This is a genomic window from Acidovorax sp., assembly GCF_046341535.1.
GTDB lineage: Bacteria > Pseudomonadota > Gammaproteobacteria > Burkholderiales > Burkholderiaceae_C > Acidovorax.
On record NZ_JBKDRI010000120.1, the window covers coordinates 1 to 14,855 of the forward strand.

At 63.5% G+C, this 14,855-nt stretch carries 10 protein-coding genes and 2 pseudogenes; 3 read left to right on the forward strand and 9 right to left on the reverse strand.

Annotated elements, in window-relative coordinates:
* Positions 1–265 precede the first annotated feature (265 nt).
* From ACK543_RS08630 to ACK543_RS08660, 7 genes and pseudogenes are all read right to left on the reverse strand, one after another.
* The gene (locus ACK543_RS08630; protein ID WP_409942438.1) at positions 266–1,324 is read right to left on the reverse strand and encodes an ABC transporter ATP-binding protein; all 1,059 of its coding nucleotides are present in this window, start codon (positions 1,322–1,324) and stop codon (positions 266–268) included.
* Positions 1,321–2,310 (reverse strand): ABC transporter ATP-binding protein, encoded by a 990-nt coding sequence (locus tag ACK543_RS08635; RefSeq protein ID WP_409942439.1) that lies wholly within the window; start codon positions 2,308–2,310, stop codon positions 1,321–1,323. Before ACK543_RS08635 ends, ACK543_RS08630 begins: the two co-directional genes overlap by 4 nt.
* Before the next feature lie 6 nt (positions 2,311–2,316).
* Complete coding sequence (locus tag ACK543_RS08640) at positions 2,317–3,228, reverse strand: ABC transporter permease (protein ID WP_409942440.1); 912 nt, start codon at positions 3,226–3,228, stop codon at positions 2,317–2,319.
* Positions 3,229–3,358: 130 nt separating this feature from the next.
* A pseudogene (locus ACK543_RS08645) lies at positions 3,359–4,944 on the reverse strand (ABC transporter substrate-binding protein).
* An 87-nt stretch (positions 4,945–5,031) separates the two neighbouring features.
* Positions 5,032–6,012, reverse strand: coding sequence for an ABC transporter permease (locus ACK543_RS08650; protein ID WP_409942441.1), 981 nt, complete (start codon positions 6,010–6,012; stop codon positions 5,032–5,034).
* Between the two features lie 159 nt (positions 6,013–6,171).
* Positions 6,172–7,752 carry an ABC transporter substrate-binding protein gene (locus tag ACK543_RS08655; protein WP_409942442.1) on the reverse strand — a complete coding sequence of 527 codons (1,581 nt, stop codon included), beginning with the start codon at positions 7,750–7,752 and terminating at the stop codon, positions 6,172–6,174.
* 293 nt (positions 7,753–8,045) lie between these two features.
* Positions 8,046–9,095 carry a porin gene (locus tag ACK543_RS08660; RefSeq protein WP_409942443.1) on the reverse strand — a complete coding sequence of 350 codons (1,050 nt, stop codon included), beginning with the start codon at positions 9,093–9,095 and terminating at the stop codon, positions 8,046–8,048.
* Positions 9,096–9,414: 319 nt separating this feature from the next.
* On the opposite strand from ACK543_RS08660, the gene coq7 reads away from it, so the two are divergent.
* Positions 9,415–10,032, forward strand: coding sequence for a 2-polyprenyl-3-methyl-6-methoxy-1,4-benzoquinone monooxygenase (gene coq7 / locus ACK543_RS08665; protein ID WP_409942444.1), 618 nt, complete (start codon positions 9,415–9,417; stop codon positions 10,030–10,032).
* Between the two features lie 58 nt (positions 10,033–10,090).
* Here coq7 and ACK543_RS08670 read toward each other — a convergent pair whose 3' ends face one another.
* Positions 10,091–10,540 (reverse strand): OsmC family protein, encoded by a 450-nt coding sequence (locus tag ACK543_RS08670; protein ID WP_409942445.1) that lies wholly within the window; start codon positions 10,538–10,540, stop codon positions 10,091–10,093.
* A 395-nt stretch (positions 10,541–10,935) separates the two neighbouring features.
* Between ACK543_RS08670 and ilvA the strand changes: the two genes are divergently transcribed.
* Together ilvA and ACK543_RS08680 are read left to right on the forward strand one after the other, a co-directional pair.
* The gene (ilvA, locus tag ACK543_RS08675; protein ID WP_409942446.1) at positions 10,936–12,498 is read left to right on the forward strand and encodes a threonine ammonia-lyase, biosynthetic; all 1,563 of its coding nucleotides are present in this window, start codon (positions 10,936–10,938) and stop codon (positions 12,496–12,498) included.
* Between the two features lie 405 nt (positions 12,499–12,903).
* On the forward strand, positions 12,904–13,866 hold the full coding sequence (locus ACK543_RS08680) for a tRNA dihydrouridine synthase (RefSeq protein WP_409942447.1): 963 nt from the start codon (positions 12,904–12,906) through the stop codon (positions 13,864–13,866).
* Positions 13,867–13,893: 27 nt separating this feature from the next.
* On the opposite strand, the pseudogene ACK543_RS08685 reads toward ACK543_RS08680, so the two are convergent.
* Positions 13,894–14,715, reverse strand: a pseudogene (locus ACK543_RS08685) (ammonium transporter); the annotation flags it as partial.
* Positions 14,716–14,855 lie beyond the last annotated feature (140 nt).

The following is a 14,855-nucleotide window of genomic DNA, read 5'->3' on the forward strand; positions in this document are numbered from 1 at the left end:
GAGGTCAATAATGCGGTTTACGCATTGAACCACAGGCCTAGAAAGTGCTTGGGATACCGCACCCCTCATGAGGTGTTTTACGGCCTGGAGATCACCCCCATTAAACTGCCATCTGATGCACTTTGTCTGTGAATCCGCGAAGAAAAACAGCCACTTGCGCCCGACTGGCATGCTTTGATAGCTATGTATTTAATAGCATTACCGCATCATCGCGCACGATGACAGGGTGCCCCCCACCGCGCCGCACACCCGCATGACGCCGGGGTCAGATGCGCCCTTCCTGCACCGCATGGCATGCAATGCGGATGCCGCCCATGCTCAGCAGCTGCGGGCGTTCCGACCGGCAGCGGTCGTTCACATGCGGGCAGCGCGGGTTGAAGGCGCAGCCGGGGGGCGGGTTGAGCGGGTTGGGCACCTCGCCCTGCACTGGCGTGCGCGCCTTGCCGGTGTCGTGCATCTTGGGGATGGCATCGAGCAGCATGCGGGTGTAGGGGTGGCGGGGCGTGTCAAACAGCATGTGCTTGTCGGCCAGCTCCACCAGACGGCCCAGGTACATCACGCCCACCTGATCGCTCACATGCCGCACCACGGCCAGGTTGTGGCTGATGAACAGGTAGGTCAACTGCCGCTCGCGCTGCAGGTCTTTCATGATGTTGAGCACCTGCGCCTGCACCGATACGTCCAGCGCGCTGGTGGGCTCGTCGCACACCAGGAACTCAGGCTCGGTGGCCAGGGCGCGGGCAATCGAGATGCGCTGGCGCTGGCCGCCCGAGAACTGGTGCGGGTACTTGACCATGTCCAGCGGCGACAGGCCCACCGACTCGAGCAGCTCGCCCACGCGGGTCTTGAGCGCATCCTTGTCGGTGATGAGGCCATGCTCGCGCAAAGGCTCGCCAATGATGTCCTGCACCAGCCAGCGCGGGTTCAGGCTGGCATACGGGTCCTGAAAGATCATCTGGATGCGGCGGCGCATGGCCTTGGCGTTCGGGCCCTTGAAGGCCGCGTGCGCGTCCTGCCCGTCAAACGTGAGGCCGCCACGGGTAGGCTCATACAGGCCCACCAGCAGGCGGGCCACGGTGCTCTTGCCGCAGCCGGATTCGCCCACCAGCGCAAGCGTCTTGCCCTTTTCAATCTCAAAACTCACCCCATCGACGGCGTGCAGCAGCGTGCGGGGCTTGCGCTCGATGACGCGGTTGAGCCAGGGGGCCGACACGTCGAACGTTTTGGCCAGGTCGTGCGCCTCAACGAGTGCCTTGCGGTGCACGGCGGTATCGACGGTATCGACGGTATCGGCGTGGCTGGGGGCAGCGGAGTGGGGGTTCATGCGCCCACCCCCGCCATGGCGCTGGTGTTGCCGTCATGCAGCCAGCAGGCGGCGCGGGTGGCGCCCGCATCGATCAGGTCGGGGCGCTCAATGCGGCAACGATCAAAGGCTTGGGGGCAGCGCGGGTGGTAGGCGCAGCCCCTGGGAATGGCGTTCAGGCGGGGCATGGCACCATCAATCTGGTTGAGCCGCTCGCGGTCCACCGTCATGTCGGGGATGGAGGCCATGAGACCGCCGGTGTAGGGATGCGAGGGGCGGTTGATGACATCGTGCACCGGGCCAATCTCGGCCAAGCGCCCGGCATACAGCACCGCCACGCGGTCGCAGGTTTCGGCAATCACGCCCATGTCATGGGTGATCAACATGACGGCAGCGCCTCGCGATTTGCAGATGTTCTTGAGCAGCGTGATGATCTGCGCCTGGATGGACACATCCAGCGCCGTGGTGGGCTCGTCGGCCACGATGAGCTGGGGCTCGGCCGCCAGGGCCAGGGCAATCACCACGCGCTGGCGCATGCCGCCGGAAAACTGGTGCGGGTAGTGGTCGATGCGCTCGGCCGCAGCGGGAATGCCGGTGTCTTGCAGCAGTGCGATGGCGCGCTGGCGGGCCTCGGCAGAGGTGACGGGCAGGTGGGCCAGGATGGTCTCGGTGAGCTGGCGGCCCACGGTGTACAGCGGGTTCAGCGAGGTCAGCGGGTCCTGAAAAATCGCGCCGATGCGCCGGCCACGAATATGGCGCATCGCATCGTTGCCCAGGTGGTCGATGCGCTGGCCTTCCAGCAGGATCTGCCCCGAGGCCACGCGGCCCGGCGGCTCCAGCAGGCCGATGATGGCCGCGCCCGTGAGCGATTTGCCCGCGCCGGACTCCCCCACCACGCCCAGGATTTCGCCCGGCGCAATCGAAAAAGAAATGTCGTCAAGCGCGCGCAGCGTACCGCGGCGGCCCGGAAACTCGACAACGAGGTTTTGGACTTCGAGGAGAGACATATTTTTTTAGCGCAGCCGCGGGTTCAGCGCATCGCGCAGCCAATCGCCCAGCAGGTTCACCGACAGGGCAATCAGCACCAGCATGGCGCCCGGGAACACGGTAATCCACCATTCGCCCGAGAACAGATAGTCGTTGCCAATGCGGATCAGCGTGCCCAGCGACGGCGAGGTGGGCGGCGCGCCCACCCCCAGGAACGACAGCGTGGCCTCGGTGATGATGGCCGTGGCGACCTGGATGGTGGCCAGCACCAGCACCGGGCCCATCACGTTGGGCAGCACATGCTTGCGCATGATGCGCAGCGGCGAAACGCCGGTCACGCGGGCGGCCTGCACGTATTCCTTGTTGCGCTCCACCAGCGTGGAGCCGCGCACCGTGCGCGCGTACTGCACCCAGCCGGTCAGCGAGATCGAGAGAATCAGCACGCCGAAGGCCAGCGACTCGTGCGCGTTAGGGAACAGCGCCCTGCCCACGCCAGCAATCAGCAGCGCCACCAGGATGGCCGGGAACGACAGCATCACATCGCACAGGCGCATGAGCACAGCGTCGATCCAGCCGCCACGAAAGCCCGCCAGCAGGCCGAACGTGACGCCAACCACCACCGACAGCGCCACCGACGCAAGGCCCACCACCAGAGAAATCCGCGCGCCATACATCAGCGCCGAAAGGATGTCGCGCCCCTGGTCATCGGTACCGAGCAGATATTTGGTGGTGCCCTGGGCGCTCCAGGCGGGGGGCAGGCGCGCATCGCTGAGCTCCAGCGTTGCCAGATTGAACGGGTTGTGCGGCGCAACCCACCCGGCAAAGAGCGAGCAGAACACGCAAACCAGCGCGATGGCGGCCGCCAGCATGGCCACCGGCGAGGTGCGAAAGCTGTAGCCAATGTCGCTGTCCCACCAGCGGGCAAGTGTCATTTTCATGGCAGAACACCAGTCAACAGGCAGCAACGCTCGGCGCGGGCGGCGGCCCGGCGTTGCGGTGCGAGCCCCACCACCGCCCTGCGGTTTCCGCCGGGGCCCAACAACGCTAGGGGCAAAGCCATCACCTTGCTCACTTTTCGATGCTCATCCACTTGAACGGCATGTAGTTGTCGGCCAACTGCACCAGCTTGACGTTCTTCCGGACGCCCCAGGCCAGCGCCTGCTGATGCAGCGGCAGGTGGCCGATGTCGGCAGAGTGGATCTCAAACGCCTCCTTGATCATGGCGTTGCGCTTGGCCTTGTCGGTTTCGACCTGGATCTGCCGGGTCAGCTCGTCGAGCTTGGGGTTGCAATAGGCACCCAGATTGAACTGCCCCGCACCGCCCTTGTCGTCGGGGCAGATCATCAAGGCATTGAGTGCGTTGTGTGCGTCATACGTGGTGGGCGTCCAGCCCAGCATGTAGAAGCTGGTGTCGCGGCGCAGCACCTTGGGGAAATACGTGCCCTTGGTCTCGGCGGCAAGGTTGATCTTGACGTTGATGCGCGAGAGGTTGGCCGCCACGGTCTGGCAGATGCGGCCGTCGTTCACGTAACGGTCGTTGGGGCAGTTCATGGTCACCTCGAAACCATTGGGGTAGCCCGCTTCGGCCATGAGCTTCTTGGCGGCTTCCACGTCATACGGCAGGCGCTTGGCGTCAGGCGCAAAGCCATTGATGCCGGGGCCCACCATCAGCGCGGAAGGGTTGGAGGCGCCGCGCATCACCGTGCGCTTGATGCCATCAATGTCGATGGCCTGGTAGAACGCCTGGCGCACACGCTTGTCCTTGAAAGGGTTCTTGCCCTTGACGTTGGAGTACAGCAGCTCGTCGCGCTTTTGGTCCATGCCCAGGAAGATGGTGCGCAGCTCGGGGCCGGTGATGGCGCGGGCATGGGGGCTGCTGTTGATGCGCTCAATGTCCTGCACGGGCACGGGCTCCATCACATCGATCTCGCCCGACAGCAGTGCCGCCACCCGGGTGGCATCGTTGCCGATGGGGGTGAAGATGACCTCGGTGGCATTGCCTTCGATCTTGCCCCAGTAGGCGCCGTTGCGCACAAACGCGGTGCGCACGCCGGGCTGGCGCTCGCGCAGGCGGTAGGGGCCGGTGCCGTTGGCACGGAACGAAGCGGCGTTCTCGATGCCCTTGCGGCGGTCCACCGGATTAACCGCCTGGTTGGTCTCGCACCACTTCTTGCTCATGATGTACGAGGTGGTGATCACATCGGGCAGGATGGGCTGGGGCGCAACGGTCTCGATCTCCACCGTGTGGTCGTCAACCTTGCGGACCAACTTCACGTCGCTGTTGGTGGCCCGCATGTCTGAGCCCTCGCCCTTCATGCGGCCAAAGCTGAAGATCACGTCGTCCGCCGTGAAGGGTGTGCCGTCATGGAATTGCACGCCCTTGCGCAGCTCGAAACGCCACACGGTGGGCGCTCTGTCTGCTTCCAGGCTGTGGCCAGGGCCGGGGCCAGGCTCAGGTCCTTGTTGCGGCCCACCAGCGGTTCGTAGACGTTGCTGGTCACGCTCAACTGCAGCGACTCATTGAGCGAGTGCGGGTCCATCGACAGTGCATCGCCCTGGTTGGCGATGCGGATGGTCTGCGCACCGGCAACCAGGCCCGTGGTTGCAAGCGCCGCAAACAGTACCGTCGCGGCAGCGTTCTTGGGAAAACTCATGGCAATCTCCTGGAGGTCAATGGAAGCGAAAACAGTGGTGCCTGGGGTTGGAAAGGATCGCGGCGGCCCTGAGGGGTTGGGCATGGCTCAATGCCCTGCGGCCTTGTCCACGCGCAGGCGGGGGTCTACGGCAAAGTACAGCAAGTCCACCACCAGATTGATGACCACAAAGATCAATGCAATCAGGCACAGGTAGGCGGCCATGACGGGAATGTCGGCAAACGTTACGGCCTGGATGAACAGCAGCCCCATGCCCGGCCACTGAAACACCGTCTCGGTGATGATGGCAAAGGCAATCAGGCCACCGAGCTGCAAGCCGGTGATGGTCATCACGGGCACCAGCGTGTTCTTCAAGGCATGGCCGAAATGAATGGCCCGGTTGGACAGGCCGCGGGCGCGTGCAAACTTGATGTAGTCGGTGCGCAGCACCTCCAGCATCTCGGCGCGCACCAGCCGCATGATCAGTGTGAGCTGAAAGATGGCCAGCGTGATGGCCGGCAGGACGATGTGGTGCCAGCCCTTGGCTTTGAGCAGGCCCGTGCTCCACCAGCCCAGCTGCACGACCTCGCCGCGGCCAAAGCTGGGGAACCAGCCCAGCGTCACGGCGAACACCAGGATCAGCAGGATACCGATGAGGAAGGTGGGCAACGAAACACCCAGCAGCGACAGCGTCATGAACACCTGGCTGGTGAACGTGCCGCGCTTGAGCGCTGCATAGACCCCCATGGGCACACCGATTGCCAGCGCAATCAAGGCAGCAACCAGCGCGAGTTCGAGCGTGGCCGGAAAGCGCTCGGCAATCAGCCGTGACACCTTGGCGCCCTGGCGCAGGCTCAGGCCAAACTCACCCTGCGCCGCGTTGACCAGAAAGTGGCCAAACTGCACGAAGAAAGGCTTGTCCAGGCCCAGCGACGCGCGCAGCTCTCGCACCTGCTCGGGGGTGGCGTCCTGCCCCAGGAGAAACACCACAGGGTCTCCCACGTACTGAAACAGCATGAAGGAAATAAAGGCCACTGCGACCATGACCACCACGGCCTGGAGCAGGCGGCGCAAGATGAAGGCGAGCATCAGCAGGGGAACTTGATGGCGTGTTGGGTAAGAAGCACGGGCGCTGCTGGGGGCGGCGCAGGGGCAGTGCAAGGTGTCAGCGTCCGATTCAACCCCACAACGCGCTCGGCTGGTGTAGCACGCGCGACCCTTGCCCGGAACCGGCGCGCCGGTGCTCGGTCAGTTCACCTTGACGGTACGCATGTCGATGTAGTTGTCCGCCCGGTGCACCACCTCAATGTTCTTCTTCATGGCCCAGGGAATGACCTGGTCGTGCAGCGGAATGTGCGACACCGTGTCGTTGGACAGTTGGAGCGCCTCGGTCAGCATGCGCGAGCGCACGAGCGCATCGGTTTCACCTTTGACGCGATCGACCAGGTAGTCCATGCGCTGGTTGCTGTAGCGGCCCACGTTGTAGTTACCGTCGCCGCCCTGCCCCACGGTGCGCACCAGTGATTGCAGGCTGTAAAGCGCATCGAAGGTGGGCACACCCCAGCCGAGCATGTAGACGCTGGCCTCATAGCGCTGAATCATCGGGAAGTAATTCACCAGCGGCAGCGTGCGCAGCTTGGCCTTGACCCCGATGCGCGACCACATGGCCGTCACCGCCTGGCAGATGGCCTCATCGTTGATGTAGCGGTTGTTCGGGCAGGCGAAGTCCACCTCAAAGCCATCGGGGTAGCCCGCTTCGGCGAGCAGCTTTTTGGCCGCATCCACGCTGTAGGGGAAGCGCTTGCCCACGTCTTCTGTGTAACCTGCCACCTGGGGTGCCACGATGGTGCCGGTGGGTTTGCCCAGGCCGCGCATGATGCTGCGGGAAATAGTGTCCACATCAATGGCCTGGTACAGCGCCTTGCGCACGCGCACGTCTTTCAGGGGGTTTTTGCCCTTGATGTTGGAGCCGGGCAGTTCGTCGCGGAACTGGTCCATGCCCAGGAAAATGGTCCGGTTCTCGACACCGTCAATGACCTTCAGATCTGGGCTGGAACGCAGGCGCCCCAGGTCTTGCGGGCTGGGGTCCAGCACCAGGTCCACTTCGCCCGAAAGCAGGGCCGCAATGCGGGTCGCGGCAGACTTGATGGGCGTGTAGACGATCTCCGTCACGTTGCCGTCCATCTTGCCCCACCAGTTGGGGTTGCGCTTGAACACCATTTTGACGTCGGGCTGCCAGGTGTCCAGCAGGTACGGCCCGGTGCCCATGGCGTTGCGGTGCGCGAAGTTTTCATCCGTGCCCTTGATGTCCTTGGGCTCGACGGACCTGTTCTTTTCCGCCCAGGCCTTGCTCATCATGCGCAGCTCGGTCATCTGGCGCAGCAGCACCGGGTTGGGGGCGCTGAGCAGGACGTCAATGGTCTGGTTGTCGACCTTGCTCACCTTGCTGATGCCCTGGACATAGGGCGTGAAGTTGGAGGTCTTGGCCATGGCCCGCTGCAGGGAATAGACGGCATCGTCTGCGGTGAACGCGGAGCCATCATGGAACCTGACGCCCTGGCGCAGGTTGAACCGAATCTGCGTCGGGGTGATCTCCCGCCAGGAGGTGGCGAGCACGGGCTCCACTTCAAACGTCTTGCTGTTGTAGTAAACCAGGCTCTCATAGACGTTGGCGTGGATGCCGTTTTGCAGCGCATTGTTTTGCGAATGGATGTCCCAGGTTGCAATTTCACCCTGGCTGGCCCATTTGAACGACTTGGCATAACCCGCCGGGGCGAGCAAAAGCCCGGCAGCGGCGGCCACCGACAACAGACAGAGCTTGAGTTTCATGACACCCTTTCGGTAAAGATTTCACTGTGCAGTAAACGTGACTCGATTGCCAACGGGAAATCCCTGAATCCCGGGCTCTGCAAAGGCCACTGCATCCGTGACGTGGCCGCGTCAGGGCATTCTCGCCACGATCAGTGCTTGGATGTGTAGCAAGGGTTACTCTGGCCAAGCCCTCCCAAGAGTTGGCCCTGGCAGCGAAAAGGAATCAAAAAGGAATCAGCCAGCAAAAAGCCGCCCGAAGGCGGCTTTTTGTGGAATTAGCTTCAAACACTGGCACCAGGCCAGTGGTTGCATTAGAAGCTGTGGCGAACGCCGAAGTCGTAACCGTTGGAGCTGTTGTTTGCTGCGGTCGAGGCGCCGTTCAGAGCCTGGGTAGCGCCGCCCTTGTTGCTGACGCGAGCATAGGTGGCGTACAGGGCCGTGCGCTTTGACAGGTTGTGCACATAGCCCAGAGCCAACTTAGTGCTGCGTGGATCGTTGCCGGTCACGTTGTCGATCTTGTAGGTCGAGTACGCTGCGCGGATCAAGCCAGCGCCCATGGGTACCGTAGCGCCAAGCAGGTAGCCGGTACCCTTGGCACCGTTGCTGATCTTGTCTTGGTTGTAATGGGCCATCAGCTTGGCTACGCCCAGATCGTATGCACCACCGAAGTTCATCGCCTTGATGTTGCCAGTCAGGTACTTGGTCTCAGACAGTGCCAAAGCAGCGTCGATCGGACCGTTGGCGTAACCGACGCGCAGACCCATGCCGTTGCCATCCTTCTTGTTGGCGACGTTGCTCAGGTTTTCACCCATGTAGTACTGGGCTTGGCCATAGAAGCCACCCAGCTTGCCGGGCAGGAAGTAGCCGATGGAGTTGGATGCGCGGACCCTGACAGGACCACCAATGCTGGAGTTCAGGGTTTGGGTTGTGCCAACGCCATTCGTGCCGAACGGATCAAAATTCGACAGATTCAAGAATTGAGAGGTGAGGTCACGACCCAGACGAACTTCACCAAAGCCACCGATCAGACTCACCGTCGAACGACGGTTGAACACCAGACCGCCGCCGCTGCTGGTCGCCGCTTGGTTATTGGTAATGGTCGAGCCACCAGTACCGTCGTCGTTGTTGACAGCAGCCTCAAGATGGAACGAAGCGGACATGCCGCCACCCAGATCTTCAACGCCACGGAAACCCAGACGGCTGCTGGCGAGACCGGAGTTCGTCAGCTGCGAGCGGTTAGCGACGCTACCGGAGCCATAAGCGTAGGTTGCGTCAACGATGCCGAACAGCGTTACGGAAGATTGAGCCATTGCAGCGCCGGAAGCAGCCAGCACGGCCAGGGCAATCAGGGATTTTTTCATTGCGAGTTACTCCAAGGTTAAACATAGGGCGCCGGTACGGGGGGTCTATGGTGAAAGCACACCTGCACAGTCCCGCCGGTTCCCCGGGCCAACCTCCTGGTGGGGAAGTTGCTCTTATTGCACCAGACCCGGACCGGTTTCGCAAAGGAAATCACCCGCAAAGTTGGCGAAAGAGGAAATCCGTTGCAGTGCTGCAACATTTCCCAAAGACGGTGCAAAATCCACGCCAGAGGGGTCCCGAATCACCGGTCTTTGGAACGACCCCATTGTTGCCAATTGCAATCGATGTTTCAGCGCTTTGGCCCCCAGGAGAACGTCTGTGGATTCTTTTTTCAACGCGGCTGACACGGCGTTGCGCACCCTTTTTGCCGTGCCCCGAGCATCGACCGAGACACCAGCACAGGGCGTGCCTGAGGCGGACCTGAACCCGGCGCAAAAGCGGCTGTCGGGCGCGCTGATGCGCGTGAACCATGTGGGCGAGGTGTGCGCCCAGGCGCTCTACACGGCCCAGGCTGCGGTCACGAACAACCCGCAACTGCGCGAGCACCTGCTGGCTGCGGCCCGCGAAGAAACCGACCATCTGGCCTGGACGCGCCAGCGGCTCGATGCGCTGGGTGCGCGGCCCAGCGTGCTCAATCCGCTGTGGTTTGCCGGCGCTTTTGCGCTGGGGCTGGTCGCTGCCAAGATCAGCGACCGCGCCAGCCTGGGGTTTGTGGTCGAGACTGAAAACCAGGTGGCCGAACACCTGCGCAGCCACTTGCAGCGGCTGCCGGAAAACGACCTTGCCTCGCGCGCCGTGGTGTCACGCATGAAGGACGATGAGGAGCGCCACGCCGCGCAGGCGAGCGCATCGGGCGCGCTCGCACTGCCGCCGCCGGTCAAAATCGCCATGCGGGCCGCGGCCAGGGTGATGACGACCACAGCCCACTACGTGTAAGCGCTCTGCGGTCGTCGCAGGCCCGCGCGGCGTTTGCGCAAAGCAAAGCGCAAAACCGTCAGGACTCGAGCACCTCGAAACCGGTGGTGATCTGCGCGGTCTTGCCCAGCATGATGCTGGCCGAGCAGTATTTGTCGTGGCTCATGGCAATGGCCCGTTCCACAGCCGCCGCAGGGATGCCCTTGCCGCGCACGGTGAAGTGCATGTGGATTTTGGTGAAGACTTTGGGGTCGGTTTCCGCACGCTCTGTGGTGAGCTTGACGCTGCAGCCGCGCACGTCGTGGCGGCCGCGCTTGAGGATCAGCACCACGTCGTAGGCGGTGCAACCGCCCGTTCCGGCCAGCACGGTTTCCATGGGCCGCGGCGCAAGGTTCTGCCCACCGTTGGCAGGGTTTGCGGCGTCGGGCGCACCGTCCATGGTGAGGACATGGCCGCTTCCGGTCTCTGCCACAAATCCCATTCCAGAGCGGGTACCTGCCCCGCCCGTCCAGCTCACTGTGCATTCCATCGAACGATTCCTTGGTTGGTTTGGTGTGTCGCTTTTTGGCACGCAGCGACCGCGCAATCATGACCAGAACGAATTTTGCTGCAATGCAATATCAGTTGCGCTAAAATCAGGCCCAGCGCGTCGCCCTTGTGGGGTGGCAAATGCCGGGGGTCTTCGCACAACATGGCCCTGGCCCGCACCGATTGTCTCCTCCATCTCCTCAAAGGATGGATTAGCCCCAGGCCTCACGGCCCGGGGCTTTTTTTTGGTTCTTCACGGATGACCGGGGCTGGCTTGCGGTGCAGCCGGGCCTGCCCCCGGCTGCCGCCGACCGGTTGCCCTGGTGGACCATGCGGGGGCTCGTCCTATGATGGTGCCCCGCCCGCGCCGCGGTGGACCTCCTTGGCTTTTCTCTCATGACACAGCATCTCACCCCCGCCGACTACCTGAAGAAAATCCTGACCGCCCGCGTGTACGACGTGGCGGTGGAGTCGGCGCTGGAGCCCGCCCGCAACCTCAGCCGCCGCCTGCACAACAAGGTGCTGTTAAAGCGCGAGGACCAGCAGCCGGTCTTTAGCTTCAAGCTGCGCGGTGCCTACAACAAGATGGCCCACCTCACGCCCGAGCAACTGGCCCGCGGCGTGATCTGCGCATCGGCCGGCAACCACGCGCAGGGGGTGGCCATGAGCGCCCACAAGTTGGGCGTGCGCGCGGTGATCGTGATGCCCACCACCACGCCGCAGCTCAAGGTGGATGCGGTCAAGACCCTGGGCGGCGAGGTGGTGCTGCACGGAGAAAGCTACTCGGATGCCTACGGCCACGCGGTCAGGCTGCAAAACGAGCAGGGGCTGACGTTTGTGCACCCGTTTGACGACCCGGACGTGATTGCCGGCCAGGGCACCATTGCCATGGAAATCCTGCGGCAGTTGCAAAGCCTGGGCAGCAACCAGCTCGATGCCGTGTTTGTGGCCATCGGGGGTGGCGGCCTGATCTCAGGCGTGGCCAACTACATCAAGGCCGTGCGTCCCGAGATCAAGGTGATCGGCGTGCAGATGAATGACTCGGACGCGATGATCCAGTCGGTCAAGGCGCACCAGCGCGTCACGCTGCCGGATGTGGGGCTGTTTTCCGACGGCACGGCGGTCAAGCTGGTGGGCGAGGAGACCTTCCGTATCGCACACAGCGGCTTGGTGGATGAGTTCATCACGGTCGATACCGATGCCGTGTGCGCCGCCATCAAAGACGTGTTTGTGGATACGCGCAGCATTGTCGAGCCTGCCGGTGCGATGGCCGTGGCGGCGGTCAAGCAGTACGTGGAGGCGCACCAGACGCGCGGCCAGACCTATGCGGCCATCCTGTGCGGGGCCAACATGAATTTCGACCGGCTGCGGTTTGTGGCCGAGCGCGCCGAGGTGGGCGAGGAGCGCGAGGCCCTGCTGGCCGTCACCATCCCCGAGGAACGCGGCAGCTTCCGCCGCTTTTGCGAGGTGGTGGGCAGCCTGCCCGGTGGCCCGCGCAATGTGACGGAATTCAACTACCGCATCAGCGACGCGACCCAGGCCCATGTGTTTGTCGGCCTCACCACGCATGGCAAAGGCGAATCGGCCAAGATCGCCCAGACATTCACCCGCCACGGCTTTGAATCGCTGGACCTCACGCACGACGAGCTGGCCAAGGAGCACCTTCGCCACCTGGTGGGCGGCCACTCGGCGCTGGCGCAGGATGAGCGGCTCATGCGCTTTACCTTCCCCGAGCGGCCTGGCGCGCTGCTCAAGTTTCTGAGCCTGATGCAGCCCACCTGGAATATCTCGCTGTTCCACTACCGCAACCAGGGTGCTGACTACGGCCGCATCCTTGTAGGCCTTCAGGTGCCGCCGGAGGACGCCGCCACCTTCGATACCTTTTTGTCCACGCTGGGCTACCCGTATGTCGAAGAGACCCTGAACCCGGCCTACCGGCTGTTCCTGCGCTCCAAATAATCCTAAAAACGGCAGTTGACCGCTTGTAGTCTTGCCGCACACCGCGTGTACTCGGGCCTTGGGTTGTTTTCGCAGCCTCACCTTTGGGGTGACAGCGCTATGCATTTGCCAGCACCGCTTTTGGAGCGCCATGCGGTGTTGCTCCTCCTTGCAGGCACGAGCCTGCCGCGTCGTCGCGCCTTGCCTGGCACCCCAACAGCAGCGCTGGCAAATGCATCCAACTGCCGGTTTTAGGTTGAATACGGGCCTTGATGCTATAAAAAAGATAGCTATAGATGCAATACCATTAGGCGCGATGGCCTGTTTTGATTCGTTTTTTTGGCCCAACACCTTGGCTCGCTGGATGGGCGTGCCGGGTTGGGGCCGGATGCCCTGGCGGGGTTCTTGTTCTGACGGTGTGATCCCATGAGTTTGCTGCTGGCCCCGATGGAGGGGCTGTTGGATTTTGTGCTGCGCGATGTTCTGACCCGCGTGGGCGGGGTGGACCGCTGCGTGTCCGAGTTCATCCGCATCACGGGCACCCTTTTGCCCGACAAGGTGTTTCTGCGCTACGTGCCCGAGCTGCGCAATGGCAGTCGCACCCTGGCCGGTGTGCCCGTGCGCGCGCAACTGCTGGGCTCGGACCCGGTGTGCATGGCGGAGAACGCGGCCCGTCTGGCCGCATTGGGCCCGGAGGGTATCGACCTGAACTTTGGCTGCCCTGCCAAGGTGGTCAACCGGCACGGGGGCGGCGCTGCATTGCTGCAGGAGCCCGAGCGCATTGCCAACGTGGTGGCCGCGGTTCGCCGTGCCGTGCCCGCGCACTTGCCGGTGTCCGCCAAGATGCGGCTGGGCTTTAACGACCACAGCCTGATGCGCGAATGCGCGCAGGCAATGCAGGCGGGCGGCGCTGCCGAGCTGGTGGTGCATGCCCGCACCAAGGCCGATGGTTACCGCCCCCCGGCGTACTGGGAGCATATTCCGGCCATTCGTGCGGCGGTCAGCATCCCGGTGGTGGCCAATGGCGAGATCTGGACCGTGGCCGATGCCCGGCGCTGCCGCAGCGAGTCGGGCTGCGATGCGCTGATGCTGGGGCGCGGCATGGTGGCCGACCCCGGCCTGGCACGGGCGATGCGTGCGGCGGACGCGGGTCGCACTGGTCAGGAGCCTGTGGGCTGGGCCGACCTGCTGCCGCACCTTGCCGCTTTCTGGCAACTGGTGTGCGACGACCTCGAGCCCCGCCAGCGCGCGGGGCGGCTCAAGCAATGGCTCAACCTGCTGCGCAGGCGCTTCCCGCAGGCCGAGGAGGCGTATCAGCAGGTGCGCACCATGACGGACCAGCGGGCCATCACCGCGTGGGTGGATGCCTTGCAGCCAACCAGGGGTTGATCGACAGCAGGTCATCGGGCGCGGGGCTTACCAGCTCACTTCGCGGTCTGGCGTGGCGCTGATTTTGTGGATCGACAGGTCAGCCCCGTCAAATTCTTCTTCCTGCGAGAGCCTCAGGCCCACGGTGCGCTTGAGAATGCCGTACACCACCAGGCTGCCCACCAGCGCCCAGGCTACCCCCAGGCAGGTGCCAATCAACTGCGCCAAAAAGCTCACGCCCCCCAGCCCGCCCAGCGCCTTGCTGCCAAAAATGCCCGCTGCCAGGCCGCCCCAGGTGCCACACAGCCCATGCAAGGGCCACACGCCCAGCACGTCATCGATCTTCCAGCGGTTCTGCGTGAGCGTGAACATCACCACAAAGATGGCCCCGGCCACAGCACCCACCACCAGCGCGCCCAGCGGGTGCATCAGGTCGGACCCCGCGCACACGGCCACCAGCCCGGCCAGCGGCCCGTTGTGCACAAAGCCGGGGTCGTTTTTGCCCAGCACCAGGGCTGCCAGCGTGCCGCCCACCATCGCCATCAGCGAATTGACGGCCACCAGGCCCGAGAGCTTGTCCACGGTTTGGGCACTCATCACATTGAACCCGAACCAGCCGACCACCAGCACCCAGGCCCCCAGCGCAAGAAAGGGGATGTTGGAGGGCGGGTGTGCGGAAATCGCCCCATCCTTGCGGTAGCGGTTGGCGCGTGAGCCCAGCAGGATCACGGCGGGCAGAGCGATCCAGCCGCCCACGGCGTGGACGACGATGGAGCCCGCAAAGTCGTGAAACTCTTCGCCCGTCACGGCCTTGATCCAGGCCTGCACCCCAAAGTGCTGGTTCCAGGCAATGCCCTCAAAGAACGGATAGCCCGAATATTTCACGGCAATTGGTCGAAGGCGGAGCGAAGCGAGTTTTTCTGTTGATTTTGGGCTGCCAAGTGCTCTGGCCAGGGCTTTGATGTGCTGCAAAAGGCTATGGCGTGGTAACCAGGCACACCGGCCCCCAC